Origin of the sequence: Brevibacillus sp. BC25 (genome assembly GCF_000282075.1) — a bacterium.
Lineage (GTDB): Bacteria > Bacillota > Bacilli > Brevibacillales > Brevibacillaceae > Brevibacillus.
This window is the reverse complement of record NZ_AKIX01000110.1, coordinates 24,717-43,232: the sequence shown is the minus strand read 5'-3', so window position 1 is coordinate 43,232 and position 18,516 is coordinate 24,717. Positions and strand designations below refer to the sequence as shown.

At 46.4% G+C, this 18,516-nt stretch carries 20 protein-coding genes; 17 read left to right on the top strand and 3 right to left on the bottom strand.

The window, feature by feature from the left end:
- Positions 1-3: 3 nt before the first annotated feature.
- A complete protein-coding gene (locus PMI05_RS24370) occupies positions 4-192 on the bottom strand; it encodes a DUF4177 domain-containing protein (RefSeq protein WP_007727654.1) in 189 nt (62 codons plus the stop codon).
- Between the two features lie 99 nt (positions 193-291).
- Positions 292-783 (bottom strand): hypothetical protein, encoded by a 492-nt coding sequence (locus tag PMI05_RS24365; RefSeq protein WP_007727652.1) that lies wholly within the window; start codon positions 781-783, stop codon positions 292-294.
- Between the two features lie 233 nt (positions 784-1,016).
- Here PMI05_RS24365 and PMI05_RS24360 point away from each other — a divergent pair, with 233 nt between their 5' ends.
- From PMI05_RS24360 to PMI05_RS24325, 8 genes are all read left to right on the top strand, one after another.
- The gene (locus PMI05_RS24360; RefSeq protein ID WP_039961316.1) at positions 1,017-2,144 is read left to right on the top strand and encodes a D-alanine--D-alanine ligase; all 1,128 of its coding nucleotides are present in this window, start codon (positions 1,017-1,019) and stop codon (positions 2,142-2,144) included.
- A gap of 218 nt (positions 2,145-2,362) precedes the next feature.
- Entirely contained in the window at positions 2,363-4,168 is a 1,806-nt protein-coding gene (locus PMI05_RS24355; protein WP_007727648.1) for an IucA/IucC family siderophore biosynthesis protein, read from the top strand.
- Between the two features lie 42 nt (positions 4,169-4,210).
- Entirely contained in the window at positions 4,211-6,079 is a 1,869-nt protein-coding gene (locus PMI05_RS24350) for an IucA/IucC family siderophore biosynthesis protein (RefSeq protein WP_007727646.1), read from the top strand.
- Position 6,080: 1 nt separating this feature from the next.
- Positions 6,081-7,325 carry an AMP-binding protein gene (locus PMI05_RS24345; protein WP_007727642.1) on the top strand — a complete coding sequence of 415 codons (1,245 nt, stop codon included), beginning with the start codon at positions 6,081-6,083 and terminating at the stop codon, positions 7,323-7,325.
- Complete coding sequence (gene asbD, locus PMI05_RS24340) at positions 7,322-7,588, top strand: petrobactin biosynthesis protein AsbD (RefSeq protein ID WP_007727640.1); 267 nt, start codon at positions 7,322-7,324, stop codon at positions 7,586-7,588. Before PMI05_RS24345 ends, asbD begins: the two co-directional genes overlap by 4 nt.
- A 32-nt stretch (positions 7,589-7,620) precedes the next feature.
- Positions 7,621-8,604 (top strand): DUF6005 family protein, encoded by a 984-nt coding sequence (locus PMI05_RS24335; RefSeq protein WP_007727638.1) that lies wholly within the window; start codon positions 7,621-7,623, stop codon positions 8,602-8,604.
- A gap of 7 nt (positions 8,605-8,611) precedes the next feature.
- A complete protein-coding gene (locus PMI05_RS24330; RefSeq protein ID WP_007727636.1) occupies positions 8,612-9,448 on the top strand; it encodes a sugar phosphate isomerase/epimerase in 837 nt (278 codons plus the stop codon).
- A gap of 112 nt (positions 9,449-9,560) precedes the next feature.
- Positions 9,561-10,691: a hypothetical protein gene (locus tag PMI05_RS24325; protein ID WP_007727635.1), complete on the top strand. Its 1,131-nt coding sequence runs from the start codon at positions 9,561-9,563 to the stop codon at positions 10,689-10,691.
- Positions 10,692-10,768: 77 nt separating this feature from the next.
- Here PMI05_RS24325 and murF read toward each other — a convergent pair whose 3' ends face one another.
- Positions 10,769-12,151 (bottom strand): UDP-N-acetylmuramoyl-tripeptide--D-alanyl-D-alanine ligase, encoded by a 1,383-nt coding sequence (murF, locus tag PMI05_RS24320; RefSeq protein ID WP_007727634.1) that lies wholly within the window; start codon positions 12,149-12,151, stop codon positions 10,769-10,771.
- 153 nt (positions 12,152-12,304) lie between these two features.
- Between murF and PMI05_RS24315 the strand changes: the two genes are divergently transcribed.
- The 9 genes from PMI05_RS24315 to yqfD all read left to right on the top strand — a co-directional run bounded on the left by PMI05_RS24315 (position 12,305) and on the right by yqfD (position 18,493).
- Positions 12,305-12,628, top strand: a complete 324-nt coding sequence (locus tag PMI05_RS24315; protein WP_007727632.1) for a histidine triad nucleotide-binding protein — start codon at positions 12,305-12,307, stop codon at positions 12,626-12,628.
- A 113-nt stretch (positions 12,629-12,741) separates the two neighbouring features.
- Complete coding sequence (rpsU, locus tag PMI05_RS24310; protein ID WP_007727630.1) at positions 12,742-12,915, top strand: 30S ribosomal protein S21; 174 nt, start codon at positions 12,742-12,744, stop codon at positions 12,913-12,915.
- A 17-nt stretch (positions 12,916-12,932) separates the two neighbouring features.
- On the top strand, positions 12,933-13,379 hold the full coding sequence (locus PMI05_RS24305) for a GatB/YqeY domain-containing protein (protein ID WP_007727628.1): 447 nt from the start codon (positions 12,933-12,935) through the stop codon (positions 13,377-13,379).
- Between the two features lie 165 nt (positions 13,380-13,544).
- Entirely contained in the window at positions 13,545-14,888 is a 1,344-nt protein-coding gene (locus PMI05_RS24300) for a nodulation protein NfeD (protein ID WP_007727627.1), read from the top strand.
- 7 nt (positions 14,889-14,895) lie between these two features.
- A complete protein-coding gene (floA, locus tag PMI05_RS24295) occupies positions 14,896-15,900 on the top strand; it encodes a flotillin-like protein FloA (protein WP_007727625.1) in 1,005 nt (334 codons plus the stop codon).
- A gap of 11 nt (positions 15,901-15,911) precedes the next feature.
- Positions 15,912-16,412 carry a hypothetical protein gene (locus PMI05_RS24290; RefSeq protein WP_007727624.1) on the top strand — a complete coding sequence of 167 codons (501 nt, stop codon included), beginning with the start codon at positions 15,912-15,914 and terminating at the stop codon, positions 16,410-16,412.
- A 168-nt stretch (positions 16,413-16,580) separates the two neighbouring features.
- Positions 16,581-16,778 carry a hypothetical protein gene (locus PMI05_RS24285; RefSeq protein ID WP_007727620.1) on the top strand — a complete coding sequence of 66 codons (198 nt, stop codon included), beginning with the start codon at positions 16,581-16,583 and terminating at the stop codon, positions 16,776-16,778.
- A 205-nt stretch (positions 16,779-16,983) separates the two neighbouring features.
- Entirely contained in the window at positions 16,984-17,280 is a 297-nt protein-coding gene (yqfC, locus tag PMI05_RS24280) for a sporulation protein YqfC (protein ID WP_007727617.1), read from the top strand.
- Between the two features lie 28 nt (positions 17,281-17,308).
- Positions 17,309-18,493 (top strand): sporulation protein YqfD, encoded by a 1,185-nt coding sequence (gene yqfD / locus PMI05_RS24275; RefSeq protein WP_007727614.1) that lies wholly within the window; start codon positions 17,309-17,311, stop codon positions 18,491-18,493.
- The last annotated feature ends 23 nt before the right edge of the window (positions 18,494-18,516 follow it).

Below are 18,516 nucleotides of genomic sequence, written 5' to 3'. Positions count from 1 at the left end.
GACTTAAGACTTTGGTTTTTCAAAAATCAATTCGAAGTATTTGGCCATACCGTCGCCCCCGATGCTTGGAGCAAAGATTTGCACCAAACGCCAGCCTTCCTTGGCGTGCTCGTGGACAACGGTCTGATAATCTTCTTTTGGTTGGCGTCGAAAAGAGGACAGCTCAACTCGGACGAATTTGTATTCAAACATGTTCTTTCCCCCCGCTTGTATCGTCTCTCTTTTTATACGCGCGACGAGCGGAAAGAGTTGCAAAAGAATGTGAATCATTTCGAATAAAGAAATAAGTGCTCATGACAATTGCTTGTCATTTTTTACACGCCTGACGAGATCGAGAGCCTGCTTGAACCCCAGTTCCTTGCCTAAAAAGACTTGTCCTTCGGCGGGGGTAGAAGCGCGGGCCTGGCTTAAGTTCTGAAGCTCGTGGGACAAGAGATGCTCGAGCAGATATAGCTGTACCTGACCAATTTCCCGTTCGCTTTTCCGATCACGCTCCTTGAATTTAGCCCGCTGCTGACTTTCCTCCACGTACTTGTCAATATCATCCTCCAAAAAATGGGAGGCATTGCAGATGATATGGCGGTAGTCATCCGTCTTAGAGGGAATGGTACGGATGGTGTGGCCGAGATGGGCGAGGAGAAATTTGTTCAAGACGATTGGATCTCGGGTGTAGTTGTTATGCAGCAGGGAGTATTCCCCAAAGAAAGACCCGCTTTCCTTATCATAGCTGTGCAATAAAGTGTAAGAAGAGCAATATGTGCAGTACAACAAATAATCTCTCATGGAAATCCCTCCAAAAAATAGCTCCATGACAGGAATTTTATTTATATGGTATGAGAAAAAACGTGAGCAGGTGATACTTGCTTCTCTTGTTTTTGGCGTTTGGTTTGTGTATGCTAAATGACGGGCTCGGCCCGGTAAATAGAGCAGATGTTGGGCTTTTGCATAGCATAGGAGAGAGTAGAAACTGGGTAGACTCTCCGGTTTCATACGGAGGGGAAAGGAGCATGACACAGATGGGAAATCAAAAGATCCGACTGGGCATTATTTATGGAGGAAAATCCTCAGAGCATGAAGTTTCATTGCGTACGGCCATGTCCATTATGCAGGCCGTGGATGCAAATAAATATGAGGTAACACCTGTGTACGTTCAATTGGATGGCTCTTGGGTGACTGGTGAAACACTGGCAGGACAACTGCCGGATAAGATCGAAGCATTGCGCTTATCGGCAAAAACACCAGCCATTACCGAGACAACAGAGACAGGGCAAGAGCTGGCAATCGCAAGCAAGCAAGGATCGCTGTTTGCCATGAATGAGCAAATGGATGTTGTTTTCCCTGTGGTTCACGGACCATTTGGCGAAGATGGGACGATCCAGGGACTGCTGGAATTGGCGAATATCCCGTACGTAGGAACCGGAGTAATGGCTTCCGCTGTCGGAATGGATAAATGGATGATGAAGACCGTCTTTGCACAGGCTGGACTTCCGCAAGTGAAATATGTAGGCTTACTGCGCTCGCAATGGGAAAAAGGCCAGGACGATGTCATGGATCGGATCGAGCGTGAACTCGGCTATCCGTGTTTCGTCAAACCAGCGAATATGGGTTCCAGCGTAGGGATTAACAAAGCGAAAAATCGTGAAGAGCTCAAGCACGCATTAGAGGTAGCTGCCAAATTTGACCGCAGATTGATCGTGGAAGAGTTCGTTCAAGCACGTGAATTGGAGATTGGCGTTTTGGGGAATGAAGAGCTGATGACATCTGTCGTTGGGGAAGTCATTGCCGCTAAAGAATTTTACGATTACGAAGCCAAGTACAAGGGGGCGGGAACAGAGCTCTCCATTCCTGCCATCGTTCCCGCGCATGTATCCGAACAAATCGCGGAAATTGCCAAGAAGGCATTCCAAGCACTCGATGGCTCTGGCCTTTCCCGCGTTGACTTTTTCTGGGATGAGAAAAACGACAAGCTCTATATCAATGAAGTGAATACAATGCCAGGCTTTACGCCGTTTAGTATGTATCCAATGCTTTTCCAAGCAGCGGGTGTAAGCTACAGCGAGCTGATCGATCGTCTGGTGCAACTCGCTATCGAGCGACATGCGGATAAAGGTCGCAACGTCGTCGATGCGGAAGAGTTGGATTAATCATGAGAAAAAAGATGCTGATGAATCGGCATCTTTTTTCTTTTTGTGTAGGATGATGGAACTAATTTCTGTCAGACTATCTCTCCTAACTGTACATGCTGAATATTATCACTTGAAATGAGAATGATAATCGTTTACATTATTTATGGGACGTTTTACCAGTTATGTAAGTCACAATGCTTGAATAAAAAAATGGATCAAGCAAGAGGAGAGGTAACATGTTCGTAGTCAAGCATATCGCAGAGCATGCAACGATGCAGAGCTTTCTCAATTGTTATCTCCGAGAAACAGGTAGGGGCGAGTGGATCAATCGGAAAGACGAGATTACGAAGCAGCTAACGAAAATCATACAACCGAGTTCAACAGGTACGTACCTTCATTGCGAACTCCCGCATCAGGGGATTTCCCTCTATGTCGGTGTCAAATATCATTCGGTGACAGGCAGGCATTTGTTTCATTATCCAGCTTGCTACCGAAGTGGTGACTGTACTCGTTTCGTTCAGGCGGACTATTTGACATTAGCGGTTCTTTTGATTAAAGAACTAACGCTTCAGCATGGGGAAAATGCAGTTCCAGATGAATTAGTCTTGCGTATGATTCAAAGCTGCCAAAGCATTGAGAAATTTGTTAGGACTCGCCAAAGTAATGCGGAGAGTTTATATGGAGTGGAACAAAGCTTCATCGAAGCAGAGCAGGCACTTTTGTTCGGTCACTTGTTCCATCCAACACCGAAGAGTCAGCAAGGAATTCCTGAGGCCAAGCAAGCGTTGTATGCACCGGAGTGTTGCGGGAAGTTTCAACTCCACTTGTTTGCTGCCCATCCGTCGATTGTTCACGAAAAATCTGGGTTAACAGAATCCGCTACGCAATTACTGAAGGGTGAGTTTCCTTCGATATCTGATGTCGATCCATCATTTTCAATCGTCCCGATTCATCCACTTCAAGCAGAATGGTTGCTTGAACAGGTAGCCATACAATCCTTGATCGAGAAAGGGTTGCTTCTTTACTTGGGACCAGCGGGTGAGGAGTATATAGCAACATCCTCTCTCCGAACGGTTTATCATCCTGAAAAGAAATATATGCTCAAGCTATCCGTCCCAATCAAAGTTACGAATTCTTTACGGATCAATAAGTTAAGTGAGATGGAGATTGGTTTAGAGGCGAAGCACCTTTTTGAAACAGGGATCGGTGAGGTGAGTCGCAAGTATCCGGGCTTTGGCTTTATCTCTGATCCGGCTTACATCACAATCATGTTGGAGCAGGAGGAAGAAACGGGATTTGAAGTAATCCTGCGTGATAATCCCTTTATGGGGAGTAATGTAGAGCAAGTCACGCAAATCGCTGCGCTTGTGCAAGATCCACTTCCTGGTTACAAGAGTAGGTTGGCAACGATCATTCACCATCTGGCACAAAAGGAAGGTAAGGCACTGGAAGTAGTTAGTTTGGAATGGTTTAAGCGGTATGTAGATATTTCATTGAAGCCAATGGTATGGCTCTATCTAAAGTACGGAATCGGCTTGGAAGCCCATCAACAGAACAGTGTTGTCACTCTTAAAGACGGATACCCCGATCAGTTCTTTTATCGTGATAATCAAGGCTACTATTTCTCAGAATCGATGCAAGAAGTATTAGAGACAGAATTGCCTGGGGTTGGCAAGGCGAGTAGGAACATTTACAAAGACCATCTTGTTGACGAGCGTATCACCTATTATATGATTTTTAACCATATGTTTGGACTCATTAATGGATTTGGAACGGAAGGATTAATTGATGAACAAAACTTATTGGCAGAGATGCATGAGGTTTTGACGGAGTTTTTACCGATGAATCGAGAGGCGTCGAAGTTTTTAGAGAATCTACTTACTCGCGAACAGCTTCCGTGTAAGGCGAATCTGCTCACGCGCTTCTATGATCTGGATGAATTAACCCAACCGGAAGAGAGATCATCTGTTTTTGTTTACATAGATAATCCTTTATCAAAAGTAAAGCAGACCGAAAAGGCTGGGCTGCATGCTTTTGGATAGCTTGCTAGCATCTAGCTTGAAGAGATTTGGAGGATATAAGGTATGGAGTTAACAATACAAGATTTCTCGGTTGAAGAGGCACTTCACTCGACACAGTACGTGCAGGTGAGAAGAAGGGTGTTTCGACAATGCATCGAGTCTTTGTTATATGAGGGAATTTTGATTCCTGAGACCCTACAAGAGGGTGAAGAAACGATTTACACGCTACATGGGCTTGATGAGGGGGATCTGCCTGTTCGCTATCATTGCCGAGGGCGGAGGAGTGCGAGTTTTGGGCTGGTTCGTTTAGGGAAGGCCCCCGTTACTCGTGTTGTTTACGATCAAAGCGGAGTCGCACAGCAAGAGTCTGAAGCGGTTTCCCTCACTCGTTTTTTAGTGGAAATCTTCCGAATGAATACGGTAGATGAACAAAGACTGAAGCTATTTGCCAATGATTTGGAACAAACGTTGTTAAAGGATACATTGTCCCAATACTATCGGGTACAAAATGATATTCGGATGCAGGGCAAATCGTACGATGAGCTGGAAGGTGATCTGATGGACGGTCACCCTTACCATCCTAGCTATAAATCACGTGTTGGATTTACCTACGTAGATCATTTTGCCTATGGTCCTGAATTTAAGGAGGAAGTTCATTTTCTTTGGTTAGCGGTAAAAAAACAACATTCTCAAGTGTCCATTGATCAAGGCAGAAATTTCGATGACCTTCTTTTGGCTGAAATAGGCAAGGAACAAAAAGAAGTCTTTCAGCAAATCATCATCAATCATGGATGCGATCCCGATCAGTATGCCTTCGTGCCTGTCCATCCTTGGCAGTGGCGTAATCATATCGTGCCTGGATTCTTGGACGATATCCATCGCAAAGAGATCATTGTGCTAGGAGTAGGCACTGATGGTCATCGTCCGCAACAATCCATCCGCACCTTTGCTAACAAAAGTAATCCGCATAAACCGTATCTTAAACTCTCGATCAACGTAGTGAATACTTCAGCGCCACGTCATCTCACGCCGCACTCACTGGCAAGTGCCCCCATTGTTTCGAGGTGGCTCAAGGGGATTACGGACGCAGATTCGTATTTACGAGACGTGCAAAAGGTGATCATGCTTCAAGAGTTTGCGGCAGTGGCATACGATCCTCCGCCTGCTTCTGAACTGGTGGAAATGGTTACATTCGGGGTAATTGGGTGCATGTGGAGAGAAAGTCTCATCTCTCATCTCGAAGCGGGAGAAGATGCCGTTCCTTATAACGTATTAGCGGCAGTAGAAGTGGATGGGGTGCCATTCATTGATCGTTGGATTCGTGAGCAAGGGCTGGAGAATTGGCTTGCGCGATTATTGGAAAGCAGTGTATTGCCAGTCGTTCATATTCTTGTGAAACACGGAATTGCAATGGAAACCCACGCGCAGAATATGATCCTGGTGCATCGGGATGGTGTCCCTTCTCGTGTAGCATTGAAGGATTTCCATGAAGATTTGATTTTTTGCCAACCGTTCTTGAGTGAACCAGACAAATGCCCGAACTTCGCGGAAGTGCATGAATATTACGAAACGAAGCCCGATGATGTGATGTTTCACATGAATGAAACATCAACAGTCAGAGATCTGACATTGGAGACTTTATTTCTGATCAATCTGGGGCAACTCGCACGGCTGTTAGAGGAGCACTACGGATATGCCGAAGAGCAATTCTGGGAGATGGCCGTTAAGGTATTGGAGGGTCACCAACAACGTTTCCCGGAATTGGCGGAGCGATTTACGCGATTTGATCTGTTTGTTCCAAGCGTGCAGGTAGAGAAATTGACCAAGAAAAAGCTATATACGACGAACGAGAACTATCATTTACATGAAGTTCCCAATCCTTTGTTCGAGGCAAGGAAAAGGCTTCATTCCATGGCTGTGGGAGGTTACTAGCATGTTCATAGTGAATCAAAATGAGATTTCTGTGCATGAAATGGAGAGACATAAGCAAGGATTCGAAAGCATGGATCATTTTCGACAGCCGGAAGGAAAGAGGTACGCAGTCTGCATAGCTGACCCACTTAACGTGATCAGTCTTGTTCAATATTTGCGTGAGCATAATGCCTCGGTGCTGTTAATTCATGGGGAAACGCCAATGGAAACAGCCTATCAGATGGCAGTGAAGGCAAGGTGTTATGGGCTTGTTTATCAGGAGACGAAGCATTTCATGTCCATCACGGATAAACAACAGAGCGAGAAACCATCGCTCTACCAATATAGCTCAGGTACTACAGGAGACGCGAAGCTAATCGGGAGAAGCTGGGAGGATATCCAAACAGAAATTCATGCCTACAACCAGTTGTTTCAGGGAGAGGAAGCGTTAACCCCGATCGTGCTGGCATCGGTGACACATTCGTATGGATTGATATGTGGAGTTTTGGCAGCGCTGGAACGAGGTAGTAGTCCTTCGATTGTGACGCACAAAAATCCCAAGTTTGCTTTGCAAGTGATTCAAGGTACTCCCCAGCACATTGTTTATGGTCTGCCAGTCTTTTATCACATCTTATCTAGCTTTACGCGAGAGCAGGTACGCTTTCACCGGTTAATGACATCAGGAGCTCCTATGCCAGAAGGCTTGTTTCTAAAGCTACAAGGCATGAGCGACATCTTGATGCAACAATATGGATGCTCCGAGGCGGGGTGCGTCAGTATGAGTAAACAGATGCGGACACATACAGATCTGGGGGTTCCCCTTTCCCATGTAACAATGACAACAGGTGATAATGAAGAACAACCCGGTGAAATAAAGATTTGGAATGGCCAGAACGAAATAGCGACGCAGGATTTAGGTTTCTGGACAGGAGAAGGACATATTCAATTTGTATCAAGGATGGATGATGTGATAAACGTCTCTGGCTTAAAAGTATTTCCTTTAGAGGTCGAGGACGTCATTTTGAAAATGAGTGGGACAAAAGAAGTGGTCGTGTATCGTGGACGTCATCCGGTCATGGGAGAGGTTGTGAAGGCGCAGGTTATTACTGAGGGAGGAACTACTCCTGAACAAATCAGGGAATGGTGCCAAGATCGTTTGCCAGGCTATAAAGTCCCATTTGAAATCCAATGTGTGACGAGCATTCCTAAGACAGCCACAGGAAAAATCAGCCGTCGATTATTAGAAATGGAGACGATCAGCAAATGACACGAACAGAAAGAATCGAGCAAATCCATACGATCATGACCGAAAAATTAAAATTATCGCATATCCTCACGCTAGAGGAGTCCATGCGATTAAATGAGGATCTACATATTGATTCGATTATGCTATTACAACTGATTGTTTATATCGAGGAAGATTTGCACTTGGTAGTTCCTGCTCATGAGTTAGATCCACGAATCTTCCAAACTGTTGGATCACTCCTTACTTTTGTTGAACAGCTGGAACCGCAGCATGTATCGAATTAGCGTCTATCCAAACATCGAGTGGGGGATACAGAATGGTTAAGGTTCATTGCATTATTTCATGCCTATGCGAAGTGATTAAGCGCCGCACAAAGATTGATTATCGTCCCTATTATTTTGGTATATGGGATGCCGAGTATTCCATTACGGATCAAGGTGCAGTCACGTATTATATTGATAACCATGAGGAGATTATCAAGGGTTATGAACGACTTTTCCGAGCAAAAGTAACAGAATGGTATGATCATTCCCAAGATAAAGCCTCCAATTTGGACACGTTCTTAGAGTTAATTGATAAGCGTACTGAGGATCAGTTTGTCCTTGTTCAGATTGACATGTCGCTGGTTCCAGAGCGAGATAATAAATTTGCGTTGAAGCCATTCCCGCATTTTTTGATGATTTCAAAGACGGAGAACGAAGATGAGTGGTTTATGTTTGACCCGGATTTTCGTTGGGAGGGCAATGTGAAGAAGGAGACGGTGATCAAAGCCTTCTTAGAAAATCCGTTTGGTGGCGGCTTTATGGTAGATGCGAGTGAAATTAAGGAACCAACCTATGAAATGATCCACGACTATTTCTACGGCGCACTCAAACGTGATCATAATCCCTTTACGCTTGAGTTGAAGCAATTGATTACAGACATGGCAGAAGGGCGCAATGGATACAACTTGGACATGTTGCTTACGGCAGTGACTCAGGTGAAGGTGATTGCGATCCGTAAATACAGCTACGAGTATGCATTCCTATATCTGCAAGATTACTTGCAATACCATCGTGATGAGTTTTTGCGCATCGCATATAAAGTGGAGGACATCTACCAAGGGTATACGACAGCTCAGTACTTGTCTGTCAAAATGGCGATGACCAAGAATATGGCGTTGTTACCGCCGATTATCGAGGCGTTAGAAGAGATTGATCTGATTGAACTTGAAGTGAAAAAAGAGTTGGAACGTCAGTTTGTTCTGTGGACCCAAATGGATAAAAGTCTTGTCACTGTAGACGAAAAAGGGTGGAGGTAAAGGTCAAATGAAACTCTCATTGTGCACAATCACTTTTCGCCACCAGTTAATTTCGTTTGCACAGATTGTTCGGTTTGCTCATCGTCATCATTTTGATGGAATCGAGTTATGGGGAACCCACGCTCAACATTTGTACGATCATGATCGATTAGAGATGGAGGAGCAGGTAAGGTTGATCAGGGATCAAGGCATGAGTATCTCCATGCTTAGCGATTATCTGGATATTGCTACTTCATCTGGATTTCAGCGTACACTGGAAAAGGCAAAAAGACTCATTTCACTGGCGAAATGGCTACATGTAAAGCAAATCAGGACGTTCGCTGGACAGAAGGCGAGTAATGAAGTTGGGCCAGAAGAGCGGGCACGCTATGTGCATCATCTGCAAATCTTGTGTAAGATGTGTCATGAGCACGGGATTCAGCTCTTGGTCGAAACACATCCGAACACGCTCACAGATTCTATGAGTTCTACACTTGCTTTGTTGCAGGAAGTCAATCATCCTGTACTAAAAGTGAATCTTGATTTTCTTCATGTCTGGGAATCAGGTGCTGATCCGATCGATGCGTACGAGCAATTGAGACCGTGGGTAGCTCATTATCATTTGAAAAATATTTCTTCATCGAATTATCTGCCGGTATTCGCTCCGCATAATGTATATGCCCCGAACGGCGATCGTGAGGGAATGGTACTGCTCGGTGAGGGTGTTGTAGATTATGGACCTATTTTAGAAAAAATTGCAGATACAGATTATTTCGCATCTATTGAATGGTTTGGTCAGAGTCCGCAGTGTGTTTTGGCTGAAGAGGTAGAGTGGTTGCGGAAGGCAATGATGGTTAGTGCGTAAGTGAAAATGGTCGGAGGCGCAGGGGTGCTTCCGATCTTTTTTTCGTGCAACAAGAAACCAAGTGCTTCCAGCGAGCGTCTACGTATTGATCACTTATTCGGGAGGACACTTGATGAAAAAACGCTTATTGCTCTCATGCTTGCTGATTTCCTTGCTGGGCATCCTTGTCCCTGGACAAATCAATGCCTCTGCTCCAGCAAAGGTAGACCCACGCAAGCCAGAACCAGTCATCATCTACAAAGTAGCCCTAGATGGAAAAACCACCAAAACTGTTACAAACATGCCCTTGATGCACCGGGCAAGCATGTCGCCATCGAGCAGATTTGTATACGGGGAGCGAATCGGATACGGAAAGGCAGACCGAACCACACCTTACTTGTACGATATGCAAACAAAAAAGATGACGCAGCTATCCGGCTTTGGCAAATGGTCGCCGAAGCAGGACGCGCTCTACGTTCGTGAAAATGGCGGTATCGTGAAGCTCAGTCTGCCAGACGGCAAAAAAACGGTACTCGTCCCGACAGCAGCCCAGTATCCCGTCCTTGATTTTTCCGTTTCACCGGATGAGCAGTACATGGCGTTTACCCGGATGGACATGCTCTCTTCCAATACCAAAGTAAGCGGTCACTTGTACTTGCAGCATCTGCCTACGCTTAAAATGAAAAAGAATGACCAGTATGAATGGCGGAGTGGAGCAGACGAAGAAATGTATTACTGGGTGCCGAATTCGAAAAAGCTGTTTTACAGAACACAAACAGCATACAAGGAGTTAGACTTACCGACTGGCCTGAAATACGATCACAATATGACCACATTTCCTTCTTACTCCAACGATATGAAGTACCGTTACATCCGAACAATGACAGAAGAATACATGCTGGATTTGCAGACGGGGAAAAAGGTCAATTTGAAAGATCCCGTGTTCACTGAGAGTTACCTGGACAAGATTGTTTGGTCGCCATCAGGACATCAGATGGCAGTAGAACAGCACTCTCGTACTTCCAATTCTCAAGATTCGTATATGTACATTCAATCATGCAAACAAGTCACGAAATGCGGCTATCCATTTGGTTCTCCTGACAAGGGAATGCCAAGCTATTATAATTTAAGTGACAATCATCGCATCATCGGCTGGGCAAAGGATGGGAAGTCGTACTATGTAGCTGATCTCGCATCGATCCACTATAGCGATTTTCCGCCTGAAAAGTTGGGTCCTTCCAATAATGTCATTGAACTGCGATGATTTCTCCGTGAGTTCGCTTTCGTAGTAAAAAAGAAGCCGTCTCCCGTTTCATACGAGAGGCGGCTGTTCTTTTTCTCTTATTCGTGAACTTCCAGATCAGTGATAAGCGTCCATAATGACATACCTTTGGAGGCTTTAAACAGGAAAGCGTGTTTGTCATCACGCAGCGGCAGTAAAGCATGCAGCGCCTCTGCTTTTGTGGCGAAATGCAGCTTGTTCCCCGTGTAAGCATCATGGAGATGGCGTGAATCCTCACCGACTGTCACAAGTAGCTCGAAGCGCTCAGCGATGTCTTGAATCGAGGCTCCGACACCCGCGTGCATAGATGCACTTTCTGGACCGAGCTCATACATGTCACCTAGCACGACGACTCTTGCGCGCTCAGGGTACAGCTCAGCAAACGTCCGTACGGCAGCCTCCATGGAGACGGGGCTTGCATTGTACGCATCACTGATATACACAGCACCGTGCTTGGAGTTCATTTGCTCAAACCGCATGGCGGAGAGCTGAACGGTAGACAAGGCGTGTGTGATTTGCTCCGTATCCATTCCGAGCCTCTTGGCAATCGCGACAGCAGGCAGTGCATTCAGGACACTGTGGCGGCCATGCAACGGCAGGAATGCCTCGAAATGCCCCCCGGAGGCAAAGCATACTTTGAAACGAGTCCCACCTTCAACCGTTTCGATTTGCTCGGCCCAAATATCCGCCTTCTCATTAACAGAGTAGTACATGATTTCACCCGGATACAGATGGGCTATCAGCCGTAGATACTCCGAATCCTTGTTGAGCAGCACGAGCCCGTCAAGAGCGGTATGAGGAAGCAGCTCTGCCTTTGCGAGAGCAATTTTTTCACGCGTGCCAAAATACTCAATATGGGATTCTCCGATAAAGGTAATCACGCTAATATCTGGTTGGACCAACGAAGCGAGCAGATCGATTTCCCCGGCGTGGTTCATCCCGAGCTCTAGTACAGCAGCTTGATGCTTTTCTTCCATCTGCAATAACGACAAAGGTACACCGATGTGGTTGTTGAAGTTTTTATACGTCTTGTATACGGGCGAACGGCTCCCTAGTACATGGGCCACGATGTCCTTCACGGTTGTTTTCCCGATACTTCCGGTAATGGCGATGCGAGGGAACGAAAAACTTTTCCGATAAGCGGCAGCCAGCTTTTGAAAGCCACGCAGTGTATCATTTACGAGAATTAACCCAAAATCATTCGGCAAGTTCACAGGAATCTTCTCCTGATTCGAAACGAGTGCAGCTACAGCTCCTTGTTCAGCTGCTTGTAACAAAAAATCATGCCCATCCCGTGCGCCGCCTGTCAGCGCTACAAACAAAGATCCCGCAGTCAGCTCGCGGGTATCAAAGTGAACGGATGACAAGGCAAGCCCTGGGGAACCAGCGAGCAAAATCCCTTCTGCGTTGATTGCTGCTTGATCCAGTGCAATTGGTTTCATCTGCACGAACTCCTTTTTCTTGTTATCCTGTTTCAACCTCGAAGTCATGCTACCATGCGCTAGGTAGCGCCGCAAGACAAAAGTGAGGGAATGTGATACGATCATTTCTTACATACATAACTATCCACATACTGGGGAAGAAAGGAGTCTCCCATGGAAAAAAGTATTTTTACCAAAATCATGGACGGTGAAATTCCTGCTCGTATCGAGTATGAGGACGAGCACGTCATTGTCATCCACGATATTGCACCAAAAGCACGCGTTCACTTGTTGATTATCCCGCGTAAGCCAATTCCCACGCTAATGGATGTAAGCGCCGAGGACCTGCCGCTGATTGGGCATATTCACCATGTAGCACAACTCTTGGCGAAAAAGCTGGAACTGCCAGGTTTTCGCCTGATTAACAACTGTGGTAAAGAGGGTGGACAAGAGGTTTTCCACATCCATTATCACTTTTTGTCCGGTTTTTACGAATAAAATTGAACTAAAGGTTGACCTTCTTTAGTCATCTATCCTATAATGAAGTGTGACAGTCTGTTCGTACGTTCGACTCAGGCGTCCCACGGTTTTAGCGGAGGGAGGGAAGACAAATGGCAGAAATTCGAGTCAAGAAAAACGAGTCTTTGGATAGCGCACTTCGCCGCTTCAAGCGTGAAAGCGCAAAATCCGGGGTGATGGCGGAACTGCGTAAACGTCGCCACTTTGAGAAGCCTAGCATTAAGCGCAAGAAGAAATCCGAAGCAGCTCGCAAACGCAAGTTTTAATTGACGGAGGGCTCATCATGAGTGTAATGGAGCGACTCGATCAAGATATGAAGCAAGCAATGAAGGACAGAGCTGCTCTAAAACTCTCTGTTATTCGCATGGTGAAAGCCGCATTAAAGAACGAAGAGATTAACAAGGGCAGACTTTTGTCTGAAGACGAAGTGCTGACCATCTTGACTCGTGAGTTAAAACAACGCCGTGAATCCCTCCACGAATTTGAGAAGGCAGGCCGCGTGGAACTTGCCTCGAAAACGCGCGAAGAGATCGACGTGCTCTCCGCTTACTTACCCGCTCAGCTTAGCGAAGACGAAATTCGTGATATCGTTCGGGAAGGTATCGCAGCTACCAATGCCTCCTCCAAAAAGGAGATGGGCAAAGTGATGGGTGCGATCATGCCGAAAGTGAAAGGCAGAGCAGACGGAAACCTCGTGCAAAAGATTGTATCTGAGGAACTACCATCGTAGACGAGAGTAACACCTCATATAGATACGAACAGAAAAACTCAACCTGTAAAGGTTGGGTTTTTCTTTTTTCCAGAATGTGAAATAAATATGAAACAATTGCCTCCCTCTTTCGTATACCTTATTGCACATACGTTGAAGCTGATAGAAGGAAAGGAGGTACATGCAATGAGTGCAGCAAGGCTAGTAAAAAGCCGCGTGCGATTGCTTTTTTCACTTCTTTGCCTGATTATGGGAATGACGATGCTTCTTGCTCCCGCATCCACAACAGCCCAGACCTATCAAAAAGCTGTTTGGATTCCAGTAGATAGCACGATCGAGCGAGGATTGGAGAGCTTTTTGCACAGAGCATTTGCTGACGCACAGGAGCAGCAAGCAGACCTTGTTATCTTGCATATCAATACGCCAGGTGGAGAAGTGAACGCTGCCGACCAGATTGGGCAGTTGATCCGTCAGGCTCCCATGCATGTGATAGCCTATATTGATAACCAGGCTTTTTCAGCGGGAACGTACATCGCCTTGAATGCAAATGAAATTATTATGACTCCAGGCAGTAGCATGGGGGCAGCCACACCGATTGACTTGGCAGGGAATGCAGCAGATATCAAGTTCATTTCCGGTTGGAGCAATAAAATGAGGGCGGCAGCTGAATTGAACAATCGCAATCCTGACGTTGCTCGCGCGATGGTGGAAATCGATACAGAGTTCCCGGGATTAAAGCCAAAAGGCACGGTGCTTTCTCTCGATGCCCAACAAGCGAAGCGATTAGGTTATGCAGATGATGTGGTCTCAAATAAGGAAGAGCTGCTCAAAAAGCTCGGACTTCAGCCAGATTCCCTTCAGGCGATTGAGCCAACAGGTGGAGAGCTAGTCGCTAGATGGGTGACGAGTCCGATTGTGATGAGTCTTTTGCTCATCATTGGGTTGGGCGGAATTGTAGTAGAACTGTTTGCCCCTGGCTTTGGTGTCGCAGGGACGATTTCGCTCGTCGCGTTCAGTCTATACTTCTTTGGACATTATGTAGCGGGATTTGCCAACTGGTTGCACATCGGACTGTTTGTCATCGGAATCTTACTGATGCTTCTGGAAATTTTTCTTCCGGGCGGCATTGTCGGTGCGATTGGTTTCGTGAGTATTGTGACAGGTCTCGTAATGGCAGCCTATGACACGCAGCAAGGGCTTGCATCGCTGGGTGTGGCTGCTCTAATCACGGCAATTGTAACGTTCATGTTAGTGAAGAAGTACGGGGTCAAAGGTCTATTCAACAAGTTTGTCTTGGGTGACACGCAGCGCAATGAAGAAGGTTACGTAGCTCCGCGCGATCAGCGTGAGCTGGAAGGAAAATCAGGCATCGCCCTAACTCCATTGCGCCCGGCAGGGGTCGTCAAGGTGGGAGGAAAACGAGTGGATGCAGTATCGGTTGGTGGTTTCATTGAAGCCGGTACCGCCATCACCGTGGTACAAGTAGAAGGCACGCGTATCGTCGTTGCCGAACTAGAACAAAAGGAGTGAGCACTTCATGTTTGAAGGCGGTTTGATTCCCCTTATTTTTATGGTGGCAGTAGCCATCGTCGTACTTTCAGTTTTCTTCTCGTTCGTACCAGTCATGCTCTGGATTTCTGCACTGGCTTCCGGTGTGAATATTGGGATTATTACCCTCGTCGCAATGCGCTTGCGTCGCGTCGTACCATCTCGTATCGTGAATCCGTTGATTAAAGCGCGTAAAGCGGGCTTGCAGCTGGATACAAACCAATTGGAGAGCCATTATCTCGCAGGCGGTAACGTAGACCGTGTAGTAGATGCGCTCGTAGCAGCACAACGCGCAGATATTCCACTTGGCTTCGAACGCGCAGCAGCAATTGATCTGGCTGGTCGTGATGTATTGGAAGCGGTACAAATGAGCGTTAACCCGAAAGTGATTGAAACACCTGTGGTAGCAGCAATGGCAAAGGACGGTATCGAGCTGCGCACTCGTGCAAAAGTAACGGTTCGTGCCAACATCGATCGATTGGTCGGTGGTGCTGGTGAAGAAACGATTATCGCCCGTGTAGGTGAGGGGATCGTATCGACCATTGGTTCGTCAAAAGGACATAAGGACGTATTGGAAAATCCGGATCTGATCTCTAAAACGGTATTGAATAAAGGCCTGGATGCCGGAACTGCTTTTGAAATTCTCTCGATTGATATTGCGGACGTGGATGTAGGGAAGAACATCGGGGCACAATTACAAACCGACCAAGCCGAAGCAGATAAACGTATTGCCCAAGCGAAAGCGGAAGAGCGTCGCGCCATGGCGGTAGCCCAAGAGCAGGAAATGATTGCGCGCGTACAAGAAATGAAGGCTAAAGTAGTAGAAGCCGAAGCACAAGTACCACTCGCTTTGTCCGAAGCATTGAAAAGTGGCAAAATGGGCGTAATGGATTATTACAACATGCAAAACATTGCTGCTGATACACAAATGCGTCAATCCTTCGGGCATGCAGGTGACAAACAAGATCCTGCTATGCCAGACGAGAAAGAATAAGGGCGATTGCCATGGAAGATCTCATGGATCTCGTCGTAGATTTACTGGATTTAGTCGAGTGGGTCATCCCGCTCATCGGCAAGTTCTGGTTTGTCATCCTTGGTTACTTGGGATATAAAGCTCTTGGCAAAGCCGGAAAGAAGAAAATGTCTCAAGGCAAAAAAATGCCTCCGCTTACCCCGGCCACAACGTCGGATATCCCTATGGAAACGGAGGATTACGGCAGAGAGACGGTGCGGGCATCCTCCAAATACGAGCCACTTCAGCGAGAATCGATGGAAGGGATTGGAGTCGAGCAGGAATGGGCATTCTCCAGTACAGCTCGTGCTTCAACGGGTCCGACCATCACAGTGAAGCAAGCGGAACCGATGAAGGTCGCTGATTCAGAACGAGTGGGAACAGTCACATCGAAACACGGCAATCCGCGTGATGGGATGAAATGGGCGCTCATTTTTGGAGAGCCGCGCTCAAAAGCACCGTACGCCCAGCAGGTTCGGCAAAGAAAAATTTAATAATAGTGGCTAGTCAAACAGGTGAACTTCGGTTCGCCTGTTTTTTATTGATAAGCAACGACTTATGTCGAAATATATCGAATAACTTGTCTTGTTTCTCGTATCCTTGTTGACTATCCTGAATGTAAAGAAAATTCTCCCAGTAGAAGAAGGGGTAGAGGTCAAGCGATGAATCAACAAATTTTTGAACAAATGGGGCGGTTTCGTCAAAAAGTGATTCGGCTTGCCATCTTCGAAAACAAATCGATATATGAAACGGCGATCGCGTGCGGTTGTTCGGCTGAGAAAGTAAAACGAGTCATAAAAAAATGGAAGGCGCTTACAAAAGAAAAAGAGCTGGTTTCTGCTGCAAAAGAAAGCAAATAATCGATGGGTTTTGTTGAAGTATTCCAAAGACAGAGTTCTCACGTGCTTGCTAATTAGCGAGCGACGAGGGCTCTTTTTTGTGACTGTTTTTGATGAATGCCTCTTTATGCTCGTGCATACGCATAGATAAGAATGGTTTTGCACCTGCAAACAGATGAGATTGTTCAAATTCGCCAATATATAGAACGAGAAGGGGGGCTAATCCATGAAGCGTTGGAGCCGCCGTCTGCGCCAGTTGGCCGGAGGGGTGTTGGATCTGCCGCAAGATGTAGTCCTGGAAGTCCCGCGCATCACGATGATCGGTCATTTGCAAATGTATATAGAGAATCATCGAGGAGTCTTGCATTTTAGTGAAAAAGAGCTTCGCCTGCTGTTGACGAACGGTCAAATGATTGTTTCAGGTGAACAGCTTGTCATCCGAGCGATTTTACCTGAGGAGGTTTTGTTAGAAGGCAGAATCGGTGGCGTGAAATTTTTGGAGACAGGACCACAGAGCTCGTAATCTTTGGTTGAGGGAGGAGGAGGCGCGTATGCGGAATGGAATCAAGGAGTGGGTGGATGGACATGTAACCATTACCGTTCGGGGAAAACGGTTTGAGCGGATGCTGAATATGGCCGTACGGGATGGAATTCGAATCTGGAATATTCGCAGAGTAGGAGAAGAGGTGACTCGCTGCGATATTTTGATTCGTGATTATTTTCGTTTACGGCCGCTTTTAAAAGAGACAGGCTGTCGTAGTCACGTCGAGGCGAGAGACGGGCTGCCTTTCTGGCTGCTACGGTTACGCAGACGATCTGGATTGGCAATTGGGGCAGCTCTTTTTTTCATCGGATTGTACATGCTCTCCTCTTTTGTCTGGAGTGTCGAAGTGAGTGGGACAAAAATGGTTGATCCACGACGAGTGATTCAAGCTGCCGAACAAGTGGGGATTAAAGAAGGGGCATGGAAGGTCAAACTAAAAGAACCGTTGGTTTTGCAAAAAGAACTGTTGAGTCTGCTGCCTGAAGCGTCCTGGGTTGGAATCGAGATTCAAGGAACCAAGGTCATGCTTCAAGTGGTTGAAAAAGAGGCTCCCGTAAAGCCGATTGCAACAGGTCCCCGTCATCTTGTAGCGAAAAAGAGGGCTGTCGTCCACAAAATTCTCCCAGAGGTTGGTCGCAGTCAGGTTGTAAGCAATCAATTGGTAGAAAAAGGCCAAGTGCTCATTTCCGGGATTATTGGCAATGACGCCCGTCAACAAGCCGTATCAGCGCGAGGCAAGGTGCAAGGGGAAGTGTGGTATATGAGCAACACATCGGTCCCGCTAAAACAAACGATGTATCGGTTGACGGGAGAAAAGCTGGAGCATCAATACCTGCTTGTCGGTCCCTATGCAGTATACGTGTGGCCATTTGAAAAACAGTCCTTTGCACAAGCCGAAATGGCAGAACAACGGTTTTTGCCCTCGTATGCGGGATATACCTCACCACTTGGCTGGAAGACAGTAACGTACGCGCAAACAGCCCCCGTTCAAACAGAAATGAGCGTGGAGGAAGCGACGGAACTGGCTAAAAAATTCGCTAGGGAGGATATCTTGAAAAAAGCTGGAAAAGATGCGTTCATTCAGGACGAAAAAGTTTTGCACGTCACAACAGAGAATGGTAAAGTTTACGTAAGCATTCATTTTTCCGTCATTGAAGATATTGCCGTTGAACAGCCTTTCGTTGGGCAGTAAGGGATGGTAAGCAAATGACGCAT